At 70.7% G+C, this 15,288-nt stretch carries 10 protein-coding genes and 1 pseudogene; 8 read left to right on the forward strand and 3 right to left on the reverse strand.

Annotated features, from left to right (window positions below; genetic code table 11):
- Positions 1-416: 416 nt before the first annotated feature.
- Positions 417-2,018, forward strand: coding sequence for an MFS transporter (locus tag ACP4J3_RS13195; RefSeq protein ID WP_426533716.1), 1,602 nt, complete (start codon positions 417-419; stop codon positions 2,016-2,018).
- Positions 2,019-2,214: 196 nt separating this feature from the next.
- Complete coding sequence (locus ACP4J3_RS13200) at positions 2,215-3,405, forward strand: acyl-CoA dehydrogenase family protein (RefSeq protein ID WP_426533718.1); 1,191 nt, start codon at positions 2,215-2,217, stop codon at positions 3,403-3,405.
- A 37-nt stretch (positions 3,406-3,442) separates the two neighbouring features.
- Here the strand turns inward: ACP4J3_RS13200 and ACP4J3_RS13205 are convergent, their stop codons facing one another.
- Positions 3,443-3,880, reverse strand: coding sequence for a cell division protein SepF (locus ACP4J3_RS13205; protein ID WP_194047952.1), 438 nt, complete (start codon positions 3,878-3,880; stop codon positions 3,443-3,445).
- Between the two features lie 322 nt (positions 3,881-4,202).
- Between ACP4J3_RS13205 and ACP4J3_RS13210 the strand changes: the two are divergent.
- The 4 genes and pseudogenes from ACP4J3_RS13210 to ACP4J3_RS13225 all read left to right on the forward strand — a co-directional run bounded on the left by ACP4J3_RS13210 (position 4,203) and on the right by ACP4J3_RS13225 (position 8,955).
- Positions 4,203-5,448 (forward strand): annotated as a pseudogene (locus ACP4J3_RS13210) (DUF5685 family protein).
- Between the two features lie 232 nt (positions 5,449-5,680).
- Positions 5,681-6,586, forward strand: a complete 906-nt coding sequence (locus ACP4J3_RS13215; protein ID WP_426533721.1) for a S1 family peptidase — start codon at positions 5,681-5,683, stop codon at positions 6,584-6,586.
- 163 nt (positions 6,587-6,749) lie between these two features.
- Positions 6,750-7,595 carry a slipin family protein gene (locus ACP4J3_RS13220; protein ID WP_426533723.1) on the forward strand — a complete coding sequence of 282 codons (846 nt, stop codon included), beginning with the start codon at positions 6,750-6,752 and terminating at the stop codon, positions 7,593-7,595.
- Between the two features lie 277 nt (positions 7,596-7,872).
- The gene (locus ACP4J3_RS13225; RefSeq protein ID WP_426533725.1) at positions 7,873-8,955 is read left to right on the forward strand and encodes a S1 family peptidase; all 1,083 of its coding nucleotides are present in this window, start codon (positions 7,873-7,875) and stop codon (positions 8,953-8,955) included.
- Positions 8,956-9,225: 270 nt separating this feature from the next.
- Here ACP4J3_RS13225 and ACP4J3_RS13230 read toward each other — a convergent pair whose 3' ends face one another.
- Positions 9,226-10,266: a DUF3533 domain-containing protein gene (locus ACP4J3_RS13230; protein ID WP_426533727.1), complete on the reverse strand. Its 1,041-nt coding sequence runs from the start codon at positions 10,264-10,266 to the stop codon at positions 9,226-9,228.
- 169 nt (positions 10,267-10,435) lie between these two features.
- Between ACP4J3_RS13230 and ACP4J3_RS13235 the strand changes: the two genes are divergently transcribed.
- Together ACP4J3_RS13235 and ACP4J3_RS13240 are read left to right on the forward strand one after the other, a co-directional pair.
- Positions 10,436-13,879 (forward strand): DNA polymerase III subunit alpha, encoded by a 3,444-nt coding sequence (locus ACP4J3_RS13235; RefSeq protein WP_426533729.1) that lies wholly within the window; start codon positions 10,436-10,438, stop codon positions 13,877-13,879.
- Positions 13,876-14,880 (forward strand): DNA polymerase Y family protein, encoded by a 1,005-nt coding sequence (locus tag ACP4J3_RS13240; protein ID WP_426533731.1) that lies wholly within the window; start codon positions 13,876-13,878, stop codon positions 14,878-14,880. Before ACP4J3_RS13235 ends, ACP4J3_RS13240 begins: the two co-directional genes overlap by 4 nt.
- On the opposite strand, the gene ACP4J3_RS13245 is transcribed toward ACP4J3_RS13240, so the two are convergent.
- Positions 14,858-15,232, reverse strand: coding sequence for a cupin domain-containing protein (locus ACP4J3_RS13245; protein WP_426533733.1), 375 nt, complete (start codon positions 15,230-15,232; stop codon positions 14,858-14,860). The genes ACP4J3_RS13240 and ACP4J3_RS13245 overlap by 23 nt on opposite strands.
- Positions 15,233-15,288 lie beyond the last annotated feature (56 nt).

Below are 15,288 nucleotides of genomic sequence, written 5' to 3' on the forward strand. Positions count from 1 at the left end.
AGTGAGCGCAGTTCAACGGCGATTCCACGGCTTTGTGATGACGATGTGATGTGGGATTCCTCTCGGCGGGAGCTCTATTTCCAAGGAATCCGTAATCGTGTGGGGCGGCATCCTTCAATTCCTTTGATCATCCTGTTCGTTAGTTTTTCACTGCTTATTAATTCGTTCACCGAATCATGGGGCGGATTTCTCCTGCCGCTCACTGGCTGGAGTCGGGTCCTGTGGCGTACGCCACACGCGATCGTGTGGAGTCTGAGAGGTCCGCCACTCGGCCCGGACGCGGACTCGCGTACCCTGACGAGTCACTCGCCGTTGTTGCGCGGGCCGGAGACCACCGCTCCTCTCCGGCCGAGTCGCGGGGAAGTCCCCACCCCGCGTGCCCGCCGAGGGCGAGGGAACATCTGGGAGGTACGTACATGTCCGGGACGACCACGGCCGCCGCTGCGCTGCGCCGTCGGGCGGCCGGGGCCGGTGCCAACCGCTGGGTCGTCCTCGTCGTCCTCTGCGTCAGCCTGCTGCTCGTCGCCGTCGACGCGACCGTGCTGCACGTGGCGGTGCCCGCCGTCACCGAGGACCTCCGCCCCGGCGCGATAGAACTGCTCTGGATCGTCGACATCTATCCGCTCGTCTGCGCCTCGCTGCTGATCCTCTTCGGCACGCTCGGCGACCGGGTGGGCCGCAGACGGGTCCTGCTCCTCGGATACGGCCTCTTCGGCCTCGCCTCCGGCCTCGCGGCCCTCGCGCACGACCCACAGGTGCTGATCCTGGCCCGCGCCCTGCTCGGCGTGGGCGGCGCGATGATCATGCCCGCGACGCTGTCGATCCTGCGCCAGGTCTTCCCCGACCGGCGCGAGCGGGCTCTCGCCATCGGCATCTGGAGCGCGGTGGCCGCGGTGGGCGCGGCGGTCGGGCCGCTGCTCGGCGGCTTCCTCCTCGAGCACTTCTGGTGGGGCTCGGTCTTCCTCGTCAACATCCCGCTGATGCTGGTCAGCCTCCCGGTGGGACGGCTGCTGCTGCCCGAGTCCAAGGGCGACGATAAGGGGCCCTGGGACGTCGTCGGCGCGCTGCTGGCGGCGGCCGGCCTCTTCGGCGTCGTCCTGGGCGTGAAGCGGCTCGGCGGCGGAGAGCCGGTGGCCAGCCTGCTCACCCTGGTGCCCCTGGTGGCCGGCGCCGGGCTGCTGGTCCTCTTCGTGCGACGGCAGAAGCGGCGGGCGTATCCGCTGGTGGACCTCAAGATGTTCGCCCGCCCGGCGTTCAGTACGTCCGTCGGGTGCATCGTGCTGGCCATGCTCGCGCTGGTCGGTCTCGAGCTGATCGCGGCGCAGTACCTGCAGCTCGTGCTCGGGCTGTCGCCGCTGGAGACGGGGCTGCGGCTGCTGCCGCTGACGTTCGCGGCGATGGCTGCGGGGCTCGCGGGCGCCCGGATGCTGCGGCGGTTCGGGCCGCGGAGCATGGTGTGCTTCGGGTTCTGCCTGACGGCCGCCGCGGTGGTCCTGCTGACGCTGATGGGGCGGGCGGACAACTGCGGGCTCATGGTGTCCGGGTTCGTACTGCTCGGCTTCGGACTCGAGACCACGCTCTTCGGGGCGTACGAGTCGATGCTGAGCGAGGCTCCGCAGGAGCAGGCCGGCGGGGCGGCGGCGATCGGGGAGACGTCGTACCAACTCGGCGCGGGGATCGGCATCGCGTTGCTGGGCAGCGTGATGAACGCGGCGTACGCCCCCGGGCTGGCGACCGTGCCAGGGGTGCCGGCGCACGCCTCCACGGCGGCTTCGCACTCGCTGGGGGAGGCGTACGAGGTTGCCGCGCAGCTCGGCGGGCCTGCGGGGGTTGCCCTGCGGCATGCGGCCCGGGATTCGTTTGTGCACGGGCTGCATGTGACGTTGCTGGTGAGTGCGGGGTTGTTGTTGCTGGGGGCCGTGATGGCGTTGCGGTTGCCGCGGGCGATGCAGTGTGAGGCGGCTGCTGTGGAGTTGCCCAAGCCTCGGGAAGTCGCCGAGTCACGCGTCTCCGCTTGACCGGGCCTTCTCCCACCCACGCACCACCCGTTTCCAGTTCGTTGAGCGGTTGACCTCTCCTGTGGGGGTTCCTCGCCGTCGGCGGCCTGCCGTGTGTGGGTGCGTGCGTACTGGACGTGCGGGACACTGCGTCGTAGCGTCTGGGCCCAGAGTCGTAACTAGCGGCGCTAGTTTAAGTCGTTGCCGGAGGGTCCCCATGTCCGCGTCCTCGAAGCTGCCCCCGTTCGACCCCGCCGACCCCCTCGGCATCGACGACCTCCTCGACGCCGAGGACCTGGCGATTCGGGGCACCGTGCGGGAGTGGGCCGCGGATCGGGTCGTGCCGTATGTCGCCGAGTGGTACGAGCAGGGCGAGCTGCCGGGGATCCGCGAGCTCGCCCGGGAGCTCGGGGAGATCGGTGCCCTCGGGATGTCGCTCAGCGGATACGGGTGCGCCGGGGCCTCCGCCGTGCAGTACGGGCTCGCCTGTCTGGAGCTGGAGGCCGCCGACTCCGGGATCCGGTCCCTGGTGTCCGTGCAGGGGTCGCTCGCCATGTACGCCATTCACCGGTTCGGGAGTGAGGAGCAGAAGCAGGGATGGCTTCCTCGTATGGCCTCCGGTGAGGTGATCGGGTGCTTCGGGCTGACCGAGCCCGACCACGGGTCCGACCCGGGCTCCATGCGGACGTACGCCAAGCGGGACGGCTCGGACTGGGTGCTCAACGGGCGGAAGATGTGGATCACCAATGGGTCGGTCGCCGGGGTCGCCGTGGTGTGGGCGCAGACCGAGGAGGGGATCCGCGGGTTTGTCGTGCCGGCCGGCAGTGCCGGGTTCTCCGCGCCCGAGATCAAGCACAAGCTGTCGCTGCGCGCCTCCGTCACCAGTGAGCTCGTTCTCGACGACGTACGGTTGCCCGCCGATGCCGTGCTGCCCGAGGTCGTCGGGCTCAAGGGGCCGCTGAGCTGTCTCTCGCACGCCCGGTACGGGATCGTGTGGGGCGCGATGGGTGCGGCGCGGTCCTGCTTCGAGGCCGCCGTCGACTACGCGAAGACGCGGGAGCAGTTCGGCCGGCCGATCGGGGGCTTCCAGCTCACCCAGGCCAAACTCGCCGACATGGCGCTCGAACTGCACAAGGGGATTCTGCTCGCCCACCATCTGGGGCGGCGCATGGACGCCGGCCGCCTGCGTCCCGAGCAGGTCAGCTTCGGCAAGCTCAACAATGTCCGCGAGGCCATCGACATCTGCCGTACGGCGCGGACGATTCTCGGTGCCAACGGGATCTCGCTCGAATACCCCGTGATGCGGCACGCGACCAACCTCGAATCGGTGCTCACCTACGAGGGCACCGTCGAGATGCACCAGCTCGTGCTGGGCAAGGCGCTCACCGGGCTCGACGCCTTCCGCTGATCCCCACCAGGGGGCAGGGCCGGCGAGCGGCCCTGCCTCAGCTCTGGTTGTAGAAGCCGTCCTCGCGGTGCGGTGCCCGCTCGCCGCTGACGATCTCCGTGTCGGCCGGGCTCAGCAGGAACACCCGGTTGGACACGCGGTCGATCGAACCGCGCAGACCGAAGATGAGCCCCGCCGCGAAGTCCACGACGCGCTTGGCGTCGGCGGGCTCCATGGCCGTGAGGTTCATGATGACGGGGACCCCGTCCCGGAACAGCTCGCCGATGGCGCGGGCGTCCCGGAAGCTGTCCGGAGTGACCGTGCCGATCCGGCGGCCCTTCTCCTCGGCGACATCCGTGGCCACCTTGACCCTCGGGTCGGTGACCCAGGCATCCCCGGGCTCGGTCCCTTCGGAGTAGTCGTCGTCGTAGTAACGCTCGTCATCGTTGTCGTCGACGAGGCCCAGCCAGGCACTCGCCTTGCGCACCGATCCCATGGACGCCTCCTCTCACAGCGTTCTTTCTCGTCTGCCGCATCCCTATGGTCATCCATGATGCGGACGTCGTGCCAAGTGGATAGACGCCGCGCGGGGGGTTTGTGACGGTACTGGTGCACAGCGAATACGTCGAGAGCCCGTGTCCCCCAAGGGGCATGCCACGTACGGCTGCTGACTGGGAGTGAAATATGATTCTTCACGGCGTATGGGTGATGTGGGGTGCGTACGGGTGAACGCCGCGGGCGGGGCTCTCGGGGCCGCGATCGGTACGATGCGCCAGCTCAGCGTCGCAGGAACGTCGTAAGAACCACGGGGGAGCGTCGTGTTCGGAATCGTCAGGCCCTGTCGTCATCGCCTCGGGGAGAACCTCGCAGGGCAATGGTTGGCGCATTTGTGCGGACTGTGCCTCTCGTTGCGCGGGGACCACGGCCAGTTCGCGCGGATCGTGACGAACTACGACGGGCTCCTCATCTCCGTCCTGACCGAGGCTCAGGCGCAGCGGGACAACGGACTTCGGCGTACGGCCGGACCGTGCCCGTTGCCGCGGGATGCGCACCGCGTCCGTCGCTCAGGGCGAGGGCGCCCGGCTCGCCGCCGCCGTCTCGCTGGTGCTCGCCTCGGCCAAGGTGCGTGACCATGTCGCCGACGGCGACGGGCTGCTGGCCCGCAGGCCGTTGGCGTTCGCCGCGCGCCGGGTGGCCGCGGGCTGGGGCGCGGCCGGTGCCCGCAGCGGCTCGGCCGTCGGGTTCGACACCGCCGTACTCGTCGACGCTGTGGACCGGCAGGTCGGCATCGAGGCGCTCGCCGGGCTCGGGACGCCGATCCTCGCCGTGACCGAACCGACCGAGACGGCGACCGCCGCCGCCTTCGCACACACCGCGATCCTGGCCGGACGGCCGCGCAACGCTGGGCCGCTCGCCGAGGCAGGGCGCCTGTTCGGGCGGCTGGCGCACCTCCTGGACGCCGTGGAGGACCGGGCGGCCGACGCGCGGGCCGGGGTGTGGAACCCGCTCACCGCGACCGGGACCTCGCCGGCGGAGGCGCGCCGGCTCGCCGACGACGCGGTGCACGGGGTGCGGCTGGCGCTGCGCGAGGTCGAGTTCACCGATACCAGGCTGGCGCATCTGCTGCTGGTGCACGAGCTGCGGCGCTCGGTGGACCGGGCGTTCGGCACGGTGCCGACCTGTTCGTCCCATGCGTCCCAGCAGCCGGGGCCCTACGGGCAGCCGCCGCAGCAGGGGCCGTACGGGGCGCCGCAGAATCCGTATGCCGGCGGGAACTCGTACGCGGGCCAGAACCCGTACGCCGGTGGCGGGGGAGCGCCCGGCGGCGGTGCCAGTGGCGGCGGTGGTGACTTCGGTGGGTTCGGCGGTGGGCCGGCGCCGCAGCCGCCGAAGGGGCGGCGTGGGTTCTGGGCCGGCTGCGGGATGTTCTGGCTGCTGTGCTGCACCTGCAAGCTGTGCTGTGCGAAGGAGTACGAAGGCCCCTGGTCGCGCAAGAAGCGTGAGGGGTGCTGCCGGGATTGCGACTGTGACGGCTGCGACTGCTGCTGCCCCTGCGACGGCTGACAGGTGCCCCGCCGGGGGCTGCCGAACCGCGAGGGCCGGTCAATTCGCGCCGATCGTTCAAGGGTTGACGGCCGAAAGGCGCCCTTGTGCCGACCGGTCGTTCGACCGAATACTCCCCTCAGCGCTTGTCAGGGGCACGGCATGTTCGGAATCCGGACTCATGCCCCTCTGACTGCGCCTCACGGGCCCCGACCCCACGCGGGCCCCCGACTTCCCTTGGAGGGAACGAAAAGTGAGGATCAAGCGCACTACCCCCCGCAGTGGCGTTACGAGACGGACCCGGCTGATCGCCGTATCCACCGGACTCGTGGCCGCAGCCGCGATCGCGATCCCCAACGCGACCGCGGCGGACACTCCCACCACCTTCAGCGCCGCCCAGCTCAAGAGCGCCGGCGGCGCCGTGCTGAAGGCCGACATCCCGGGCACCGCCTGGGCCGTCGACAGCAAGACCAACCGCGTCATGGTGACCGTCGACTCCACGGTCTCCAAGGCGGAGATCGCGCAGATCAAGGAACAGGCCGGGGCCAACGCCGGCGCGCTCACCATCAAGAGCGTCCCCGGCAAGTTCAGCAAGCTGATCCAGGGCGGCGACGCCATCTATGCGAGCAGCTGGCGCTGTTCCCTCGGCTTCAACGTGCGCAGCAGCAGCGGCGCCGAGTACTTCCTGACCGCCGGCCACTGCACCGACGGCGCGGGCACCTGGTACTCCAACTCCGGCCGCACCCAGGTCATCGGCTCCACCGCCGGCTCCAGCTTCCCGGGCAACGACTACGGCATCGTGCGCTACTCCGGTTCCGTCAGCCGGCCCGGCACCGCGAACGGCGTGGACATCACCCGCGCGGCCACGCCGAGTGTGGGCACCACCGTCATCCGCGACGGCTCCACCACCGGTACCCACAGCGGCCGGGTCACCGCCCTCAACGCGACCGTCAACTACGGCGGCGGCGACATCGTCCGCGGTCTGATCCAGACGACGGTCTGCGCCGAGCCCGGCGACTCCGGCGGCCCGCTCTACGGCAGCAACGGAACCGCGTACGGTCTGACCTCCGGCGGCAGCGGCAACTGCTCCTCCGGCGGCACGACCTTCTTCCAGCCGGTCACCGAGGCCCTCAGCGCGTACGGCGTCAGCGTCTACTGACATCGCTGTCCGGCCTGGCCGGCGGCCCACAGCCGGCAGCAATGTGAGCCCCCGCACGCAACTGGCGTGCGGGGGCTCGCCCTTGGTGTGCGGCGGGGCTACCGTCGACGTACGGGCAGTACTCCCCCTGTGATGCGCCCACGTCGGACCCCGGGGGTCGGTGATGGTCGAGGAACTGGTGGCGGCGGGAGTGACGCTCGCGTCCGCCGCGGTGGTGTATGTGGCGGCGGCCGCGCGAGTCGTCAAGCAGTACGAACGGGGCGTGGTCTTCCGCCTCGGCAGGCTGCGCTCCCAGGTGCGCGGGCCCGGGTTCACGATGATCGTTCCGGGCGTCGACAAGCTGCGCAAGGTGAACATGCAGATCGTGACGATGCCCGTGCCGGCGCAGGAGGGCATCACGCGCGACAACGTCACCGTCCGGGTCGACGCCGTCGTCTACTTCAAGGTGACCTCGCCGGCCGACGCGGTCGTGCGCGTGGAGGACTACCGGTTCGCGGTCTCGCAGATGGCGCAGACCTCGCTGCGGTCGATCATCGGCAAGAGCGAGCTCGATGATCTGCTGTCCAACCGCGAACGGCTCAACCAAGGGCTGGAGTTGATGATCGACAGCCCGGCCGTCGAGTGGGGCGTGACGATCGACCGGGTGGAGATCAAGGACGTCTCCCTTCCCGAGACCATGAAGCGGTCCATGGCCCGGCAGGCCGAGGCCGACCGGGAGCGGCGGGCGCGGCTGATCAACGCCGACGCGGAGCTCCAGGCCTCGAAGAAGCTGGCGGAGGCCGCTCATCAGATGGCCGATACGCCTGCGGCTCTGCAATTGCGGTTGCTGCAGACGGTGATGGCGGTGGCGGCCGAGAAGAACTCCACGCTGGTGCTGCCGATTCCGGTGGAATTGTTGCGGTTTCTTGAGAAAGGGGCGCAGGGGATGGGTGGGAGTGGGCAGGAACTGCCGCCTCCGGAGGCGCGCTTGGATTCGGGCCCCCAAGGGGCGAATTCAAGACAGGAGTAGACCTTACGCGCTGCTTATGATTCGCTTGCCCGCGGTGTTTGCTGTGCGAAGAGACCCGGCGTGACTGTGCACGGTCAAGTCAAGGGGGGTGTGCAACCGTCTTCTACGCGCGTCCTGAAGTCGACCTTGTGCGCCCCCTGTGTCTCTAGGAATAGTGAGCGTTGTTCAACCGGCGCGGGTGCGGCTTTTGTTGTGCACCGCCCCCGTGGCCGTACGCCTTCCGGTCCGACGAGGTCCCCACAACCTCTCGGGCCGACCCCCCACAGGAGGACGTGAGTTGAAGCACCGACGCATACCCAAGCGGCGTGCAGCCGTGGCAGGTGCGGGTATCGCCGCGCTGGTGGCCGCGGGCGTTACCTTGCAGACTGCGAACGCCAGTGAGACGCCGGAGGCGTCCGCGCCGAAGACGCTGTCGATCAGCGCGGCCGGAAAGCTCGCCTCGACGCTGGCGAAGGACCTCGGCGGGGACGCCGCGGGTACGTACTACGACGCGAAGACCAAGAACCTCGTGGTGAACGTCCTTGACGACGCCGCCGCCGATGCGGTCGAGGCCGCCGGCGCCAAGGCGCGGGTCGTCGAGAACTCGCTCGCCGAGCTGAAGAGCGCGCGTACGACGCTCAAGAAGGACGCGACCATCCCCGGCACCTCCTGGGTGACCGACCCGGCGACGAACAAGGTCGTCGTCACCGCGGACCGTACGGTGTCCGACGCCGAGTGGGCCAAGCTCGGCAAGGTGGTCGACGGGCTGGGCGCCACGGCGGAACTGAAGCGGACGAAGGGGGAGTTCAAGCCCTTCATTGCGGGTGGTGACGCCATCACCGGCGGCAGCGGGCGCTGCTCGCTCGGCTTCAACGTCGTCAAGGGCGGGGAGCCGTTCTTCCTGACCGCGGGGCACTGCACCGAGGGCATCACGGACTGGTCGGACGCGGACGGCAACGAGATCGGCACCAATGAGGTCTCCAGCTTCCCGGACGACGACTACGGGCTGGTCAAGTACACCGCGGATGTCGAGCACCCGAGCGAGGTGAACCTCTACAACGGTTCCTCGCAGGCCATCAGCGGGGCCGCGGAGGCGACCGTCGGTATGGAGGTCACCCGTAGCGGGTCGACCACGCAGGTGCACGACGGCCAGGTGACCGGGCTCGACGCCACCGTGAACTACGGCAACGGTGACATCGTCAACGGGCTGATCCAGACCGACGTCTGCGCCGAGCCGGGTGACAGTGGTGGGTCGCTGTTCTCCGGTGACAAGGCGATCGGGCTCACCTCCGGTGGCAGCGGCGACTGCACCTCCGGTGGGGAGACGTTCTTCCAGCCGGTGACCGAGGCGCTGTCGGCCACGGGTACCGAGATCGGCTGACGGTCGTAGCTTTGCGGAGTCCCGCCCCTGGGTTGTCGGGGGCGGGACTTTCGCGTTCGGGTGTGGGTGTTCGGCTGGGATGCCTGCGGCGCCTGTGCGGGTGCGGTGGGGGTTCGCGTAGCGCCTGCGGTGGGTTGTGGGTCGGGGCTGCGCCGGGGGGTGTCCGTCCTCGGTCGGGCGGCTCGGTGGCTTACATGGGTGCTCTGCGTTGACGCCCGCCGCTGCGGGCGGACACCCCCCGGCCCGTCCCCTTCCCGCCGTACGCGGGTGCTACTGCGTTCTGGGCTCCCTGCCTCGTAGCGTTGCCGCCAGGAGAGTGATCGCGATGCCCGCGGCAGCCCAGACCGAGAGGACCAGGAGGGAGCCGGTCACGTCGTTGCCCTTGAAGTAGGCGATCGAGCGGGTTGCCCAGGTGCCGGCGCCCGGGGGCAGGGCCGGGCCGATGTCCCGCCAGAACGGGGGGAGCAGTGGGGGTGGGAGGGCGCCGCCCGCGCTGGGGTTGCCCAGGATGACGACGATCAGGATCATCAAGCCGATTCCGGCCAGGCCGAAGATGGCCTGGAAGGCGAGGGTGGCCGCGCCCACCGCGAAGATGATCAGGGCGCCCGTGCCCCAGAGCGCGGCGATGCTGCCGGGTAGTGCGCCCAGGATCGGGCCGACGATCAGGGCACCGCCGAGGCCGCCGACGAGGGCCACCAGGGCCATGGCGATGAGGCGGATCACCGAGCGTCTCGGGGTGGGGCGGTGGGCGCCCGAGCTGATCGTCATGATCGATGCGCAGAGGTAGCCGCCCACGGACCAGCCCACGGTCACGTAGAAGGACGTGAGCCCGTTGGCGTCATGGGGGTCGGCGGGGGCCACGTCGACGGTGCGCAGGGTGCGGGCCTCGGATCTCTCCAGGGTGGTGAGGAGGTTCTCCAGGACGCTGGCCAGTGCCTTTCCGCCTCCCGTGGCGAGCAGGAGGGTGTCGGTGGTGGCTGTCGGGTCGATCAGCAGGGCGCCGTCGATCTCGCGGTTGAGGATCTGGGCGCGGGCCGTTGCCGGGTCCGGCAGGGCGCGTGGGTCCAGGGGGTCGCCGGGCAGGTTTTGCAGCCGGGTGACTGCTTGCTGGGCGGCTGCCTGAGGGGCCACGACTCCGAAGGGGACGTCCTTGGGCTTGGGGTCATGGAGTGCGCCCACATAGGACGCGATGAAGAGCAGGTGGAGGACCACCACGCCGGTCACGAGCAGGGTGGCTCGTGGAGTGACGGCGTCCTTCACTTCGGCGAGGAAAGGGCTGCGGGGAGTGCCGGCGCCGGTGGTCTGTGTCATGCCCCCACGGTCGAGGGGTGGGGGTGTTTGCGCAGGTGGGAGGCGTCCGAACGGATGTCGTACTAGTGTTCGAGAACGGGGTGGAAATGGTCTATGGTGGGGGTGGGAGAGTTGGGAACTGATGTTCGAGGAGCGGTCGGCCTCGGGCTCACTAGTGCGGGAGGTGCGTGTGTCCGGCTTCGCGCATCTGCACACCGTCTCCGGGTTCTCCCTGCGGTACGGCGCCTCGCATCCGGAGCGGCTGGCCGAGCGCGCCTCCGAGCGGGGTATGGACTCGCTGGCGCTGACCGATCGTGACTCGCTCGGGGGTGCGGTCCGGTTCGCCAAGGCCTGTGCGGGGGTCGGGGTGCGGCCGTTGTTCGGGGTGGAGCTGGCCGTGGAGGAGCTTGGGGTTTCGGGGGTGGACGGGCCCTCGGCGCGGCGGCGGGTTCCGGTGCGTGGGGGTGCCTTTGTCGATGAATCGGCGCCTCGGGTCACCTTTCTCGGGCGGGATGGGGCCCGGGGGTGGGGCGAGCTGTGCCGAATCGTTTCTGCTGCGCATGGTGGGGAGGGGCCGCCGATGCTGCCCCGGGGGGACAACCAGGGGGATGGCCTGATCGTGCTGCTCGGGCCCGACTCCGACGTCGGGCGGGCGCTCGCCGCCGGTCGTCCCGACCGGGCGGCCCGGCTGCTGGTGCCCTGGCGGGAGGTCTACGGCGACTCGCTGCGCCTGGAGGCCGTCTGGCACGGGCGCAAGGGCACCGGTCCGGGCTCGCTGCGGCTGGCCGCCCGTACCGTCGGCTTCGCCGCCGAGCAGCGGGTGCGGCCCGTGCTGAGCAACGCCGTCCGGTACGCCGACCCGGGGCTGGGGCCCGTCGCCGATGTGCTGGACGCCGCGCGGCGGCTCGTGCCCATCGGCTCCACCGGGGAACTGGACTCCGGGGAGGCCTGGCTCAAGGGCGCGGGCGAGATGACGCGGGTCGCCGAGCGGGTCGTCGAGGCCGCGGGCTTCCGGCGCGACACCGCCCACCGGCTGCTGGAGCAGACCGGGGCGACGGCCGCCGAGTGCCTCGTCGATCCCGAGGACGACCTCGGGATCGGCAGCGTCCACTTTCCCGAGCCGTACCTCGTCGGCGCCGAGCGGCGCACCGCCCAGCGGGCGCTCGCCTCGCGGGCGGTGGCGGGCATGGTGCTGCGCGGCTACGACGGGCGGCGGGCGTACTGGGAGCGGATGCACCACGAGCTGGACATCATCGCCCACCACGGGTTCGCCTCCTACTTCCTGACGGTCGCTCAAGTGGTGGATGACGTAAGGAGGATGGGGATCCGGGTGGCCGCGCGGGGTTCCGGCGCCGGGTCGCTCGTCAACCATCTGCTCGGCATCGCGCACGCCGACCCCGTGGCGCACGGGCTGCTGATGGAGCGCTTCCTGTCCAAGCGCCGGCTGGTGCTGCCGGACATCGACATCGACGTGGAGTCCGCGCGGCGGCTGGAGGTCTATCGCGCGATCATCGAACGGTTCGGGAGGGAGCGGGTCGCCACCGTCTCGATGCCGGAGACGTATCGGGTGCGGCACGCCGTCCGGGACGTGGGCGCGGCCCTGTCCATGGACCCCGCCGACATCGACCGGATCGCCAAGTCCTTCCCGCACATCCGCGCCCGGGACGCCCGGGCGGCGCTGGCGGAACTGCCCGAACTGCGGCGACTGGCCGGGGAGCGGGAGCGGTACGGCAGGTTGTGGGAACTGGTCGAGGCGCTGGACGCGCTGCCGCGTGGCATTGCCATGCACCCGTGCGGGGTGCTCCTGTCCGACGCCTCCCTGCTGTCCCGTACGCCGGTCATGCCGACCAGCGGCGAGGGCTTTCCCATGTCGCAGTTCGACAAGGACGACGTCGAGGACCTCGGGCTGCTCAAACTCGACGTGCTGGGCGTGCGGATGCAGTCGGCGATGGCGCACGCGGTCGCGGAGGTGGCGCGGGTCACGGGGGAGCGGGTCGATCTGGATGCGCTGCAGGACGGGGATCCGGCTACGTATCGGCTCATCCGGTCCACCGAGACGTTGGGGTGCTTCCAGATCGAGTCGCCCGGGCAGCGGGACCTGGTCGGGCGGCTTCAGCCGGCCACCTTCCATGATCTCGTCGTCGACATCTCGCTCTTCCGGCCCGGGCCGGTCGCCGCCGACATGGTGCGGCCGTTCATCGAGGCGCGGCACGGGCGGGCGCCGGTGCGGTATCCGCACGAGGACCTTCAGGAGCCGCTGCGGGAGACGTACGGGGTCGTCGTCTTCCACGAGCAGATCATCGACATCGTGCACATCATGACCGGCTGCGGGCGGGACGAGGCCGACCGGGTGCGGCGCGGGTTGTCCGACCCGGAGTCGCAGGGGCGGATCCGGGTGTGGTTCGCGCAGCACGCGGCCAAGAAGGGGTACGACGCGGAGACCATCCGGCGGACCTGGGAGATCGTCGAGGCCTTCGGGTCGTACGGCTTCTGCAAGGCGCACGCGGTCGCCTTCGCCGTGCCGACCTATCAGTCGGCCTGGCTGAAGGCCCATCATCCGGCCGCCTTCTACGCGGGGCTGCTCACCCATGACCCCGGGATGTATCCGAAGCGGCTGCTGCTGGCGGACGCGCGGCGGCGTGGGGTGCCGATCCTGCCGTTGGACGTGAACGCGTCGGGAGTCGCACACCGTATCGAACTGGTGTCTGAATCAGAGGGCTCGAAGGGGACTTGGGGGCTGCGGCTCGCCCTCTCCGACGTGCACGGCATCAGCGAGGCCGAGGCGGCTCGGATCGCGGACGGGCAGCCGTATGCCTCGCTGCTCGACTTCTGGGAGCGGGGGAGGCCGAGCCGGCCGCTGGCCCAAAGGCTCGCGCAGGTGGGTGCGTTGGACGCCTTCGGGGCCAACCGGCGTGATCTGCAACTGCATCTGACGGAACTGCACCGGGGCGCCCGGGGCGGTGGCGGAGGCCAACTCCCGCTGGCCGGTGGGCGGAAGACGGCCGCGGCCGGGCTGCCCGACCTCACCTCGGCGGAGCGGCTGAGTGCCGAGCTGGGTGTGCTGTCCATGGACGCCTCGCGCAATCTGATGGACGACCACCGGGCGTTCCTCGACGAGTTGGGCGTCGTCTCGGCGCGGCGGCTGCGCGATGCCCGGCACGGCGAGAGCGTGCTGGTCGCGGGGGCCAAGGCGGCCACCCAGACGCCGCCGATCCGGTCCGGCAAGCGGGTCATCTTCAGCACGCTGGACGACGGGACGGGGCTGGTGGATCTCGCGTTCTTCGACGACTCGCACGACGCCTGTGCCCACACCGTCTTCCACTCCTGGCTGCTGCTGGTGCGGGGAGTCGTGCAGCGGCGCGGTCCGCGCAGTCTGAGTGTGGTGGGCTCCGCCGCCTGGAACCTCGCCGAGCTGATCGAGCTGCGCGCCGAGGGCGGCCTTGACGTGGTGGCGGCGCGGCTGGCGGAGCCGGTGCCGGAACCGGCGGGGGACGGCGCGGATCCGGCGCGCGGCCGGCGAATCCAAATGCCCACCGGATACGAACTGAACCCGTGGGCCGATCTGCGACCTGCGGGTCAAGCGCCTTCACAGGTACGGAAGTTGTGGCACCAGAGTCCGGGGAGTGCGGGATGACCATCCTCTGCGTACGTTTCCAGCCGCCGCCGATGGACGAGGCGGCCCTGCCGGGGCTGCTCGGACTGCTGGAGGACTTCACGCCGGTGGTCCAGGCGCTGCCGCCGGACGGGGCGCTGGCCGATCTGCGGGGCGCCGAGCGGTACTTCGGGCGGGACGCGATCGAGCTGGCGTCGGTGATCCGGGTGCGTGCCCTCGCCCATCACGGGGTCGACTGTGCGATCGGCGCCGGGCCGGGGCCGATGCTGGCCCGCGTGGCGCTGGGGGACGCGCGGCCCGGGGTGACCTGTGCCGTGCCGGAGGAGCCGGACGCCGTCGCGGACTTCCTCGCCGACAAGCCGGTGGCCGCGCTGCCCGGCGTCGGCGCCGCGACCGCCCGCACCCTGGGCGAGTACGGCCTCGACACCCTCGGCCTGGTCGCCGCCGCACCGCTGTCCACGCTCCAGCGGCTGATCGGCGCGAAGGCCGGCCGCGAGCTACGCGAGAAGGCGAACGGAATCGACCGGGGCCGGGTCGTCCCGAACGGCGTGTCACGCTCGCTGGCCACCGAACGGCCCTTCACACGCGACGAGTTGGACTCGGACCGGCACCGCCGCGCCCTGCTCTCGGCCGCCGAGGAACTGGGCGCCCGGCTGCGCGCCCTGGACAAGGTCTGCCGCACCCTGACCCTCACCGTCCGCTACGCCGACCGCTCTTCGACGACCCGCAGCCGCGCCCTGAAGGAGCCGACGGCCCACTCGGCGGCGCTGACCAGGGCGGCGTACGGCATGTACGAGGCCCTCGGTCTCCAGCGCGCCCGCGTGCGCGCCCTGGCCCTGCGCGCCGAGGGGCTCGACCCCGCCGAGCAGGCCTCCTACCAGCTCACCTTCGACCCGCTCGACGAGAAGGCCCGCCGCATCGAGGAGGTCGCGGACCGCGCGCGAGCGAAGTTCGGGCCGCGTGCGGTGATGCCGGGGGCGCTGGCTCGCGGTTTAGGGCTCAGTCCGCCCACGGCGGCGTGATGAACGTGCCGTCGGCCAGCTCCGCGGTGAGGCCGATGGACGTGGTGACCCAGGTGGTCGCGGTCCGGTCGGTCGGGTTCTCGACGGCCAGGGTCGCGCCGGGGTTGATGATCAGGGTGTCGCCGGCCGTGATCCGGTCGGTGCGGCCGTCGAGGGTGATCAGCAGCTCGCCGTCGAGGAGGTGAAGGATCTCCTCCCGGTTGACGGTGTGCGCGGGCGCCTTGGTCCCGGCAGGGACCTCGCCGCGCCAGGCGCAGAGCTCTTTGCTGCCGGTGGCTGGGGTGGCGTACGAGATGAAACGGGCGCCGTGGATCTCGTGGGTCACGGCGTCGGACGAGCGGATGACGGGCATGAGTGGCCTCCGGGGCGTAGTCAAGCTCCTTGACTATATGGTCAAGCTGTTTGACC

This window comes from Streptomyces sp. UG1 (assembly GCF_049974585.1).
GTDB lineage: Bacteria > Actinomycetota > Actinomycetes > Streptomycetales > Streptomycetaceae > Streptomyces.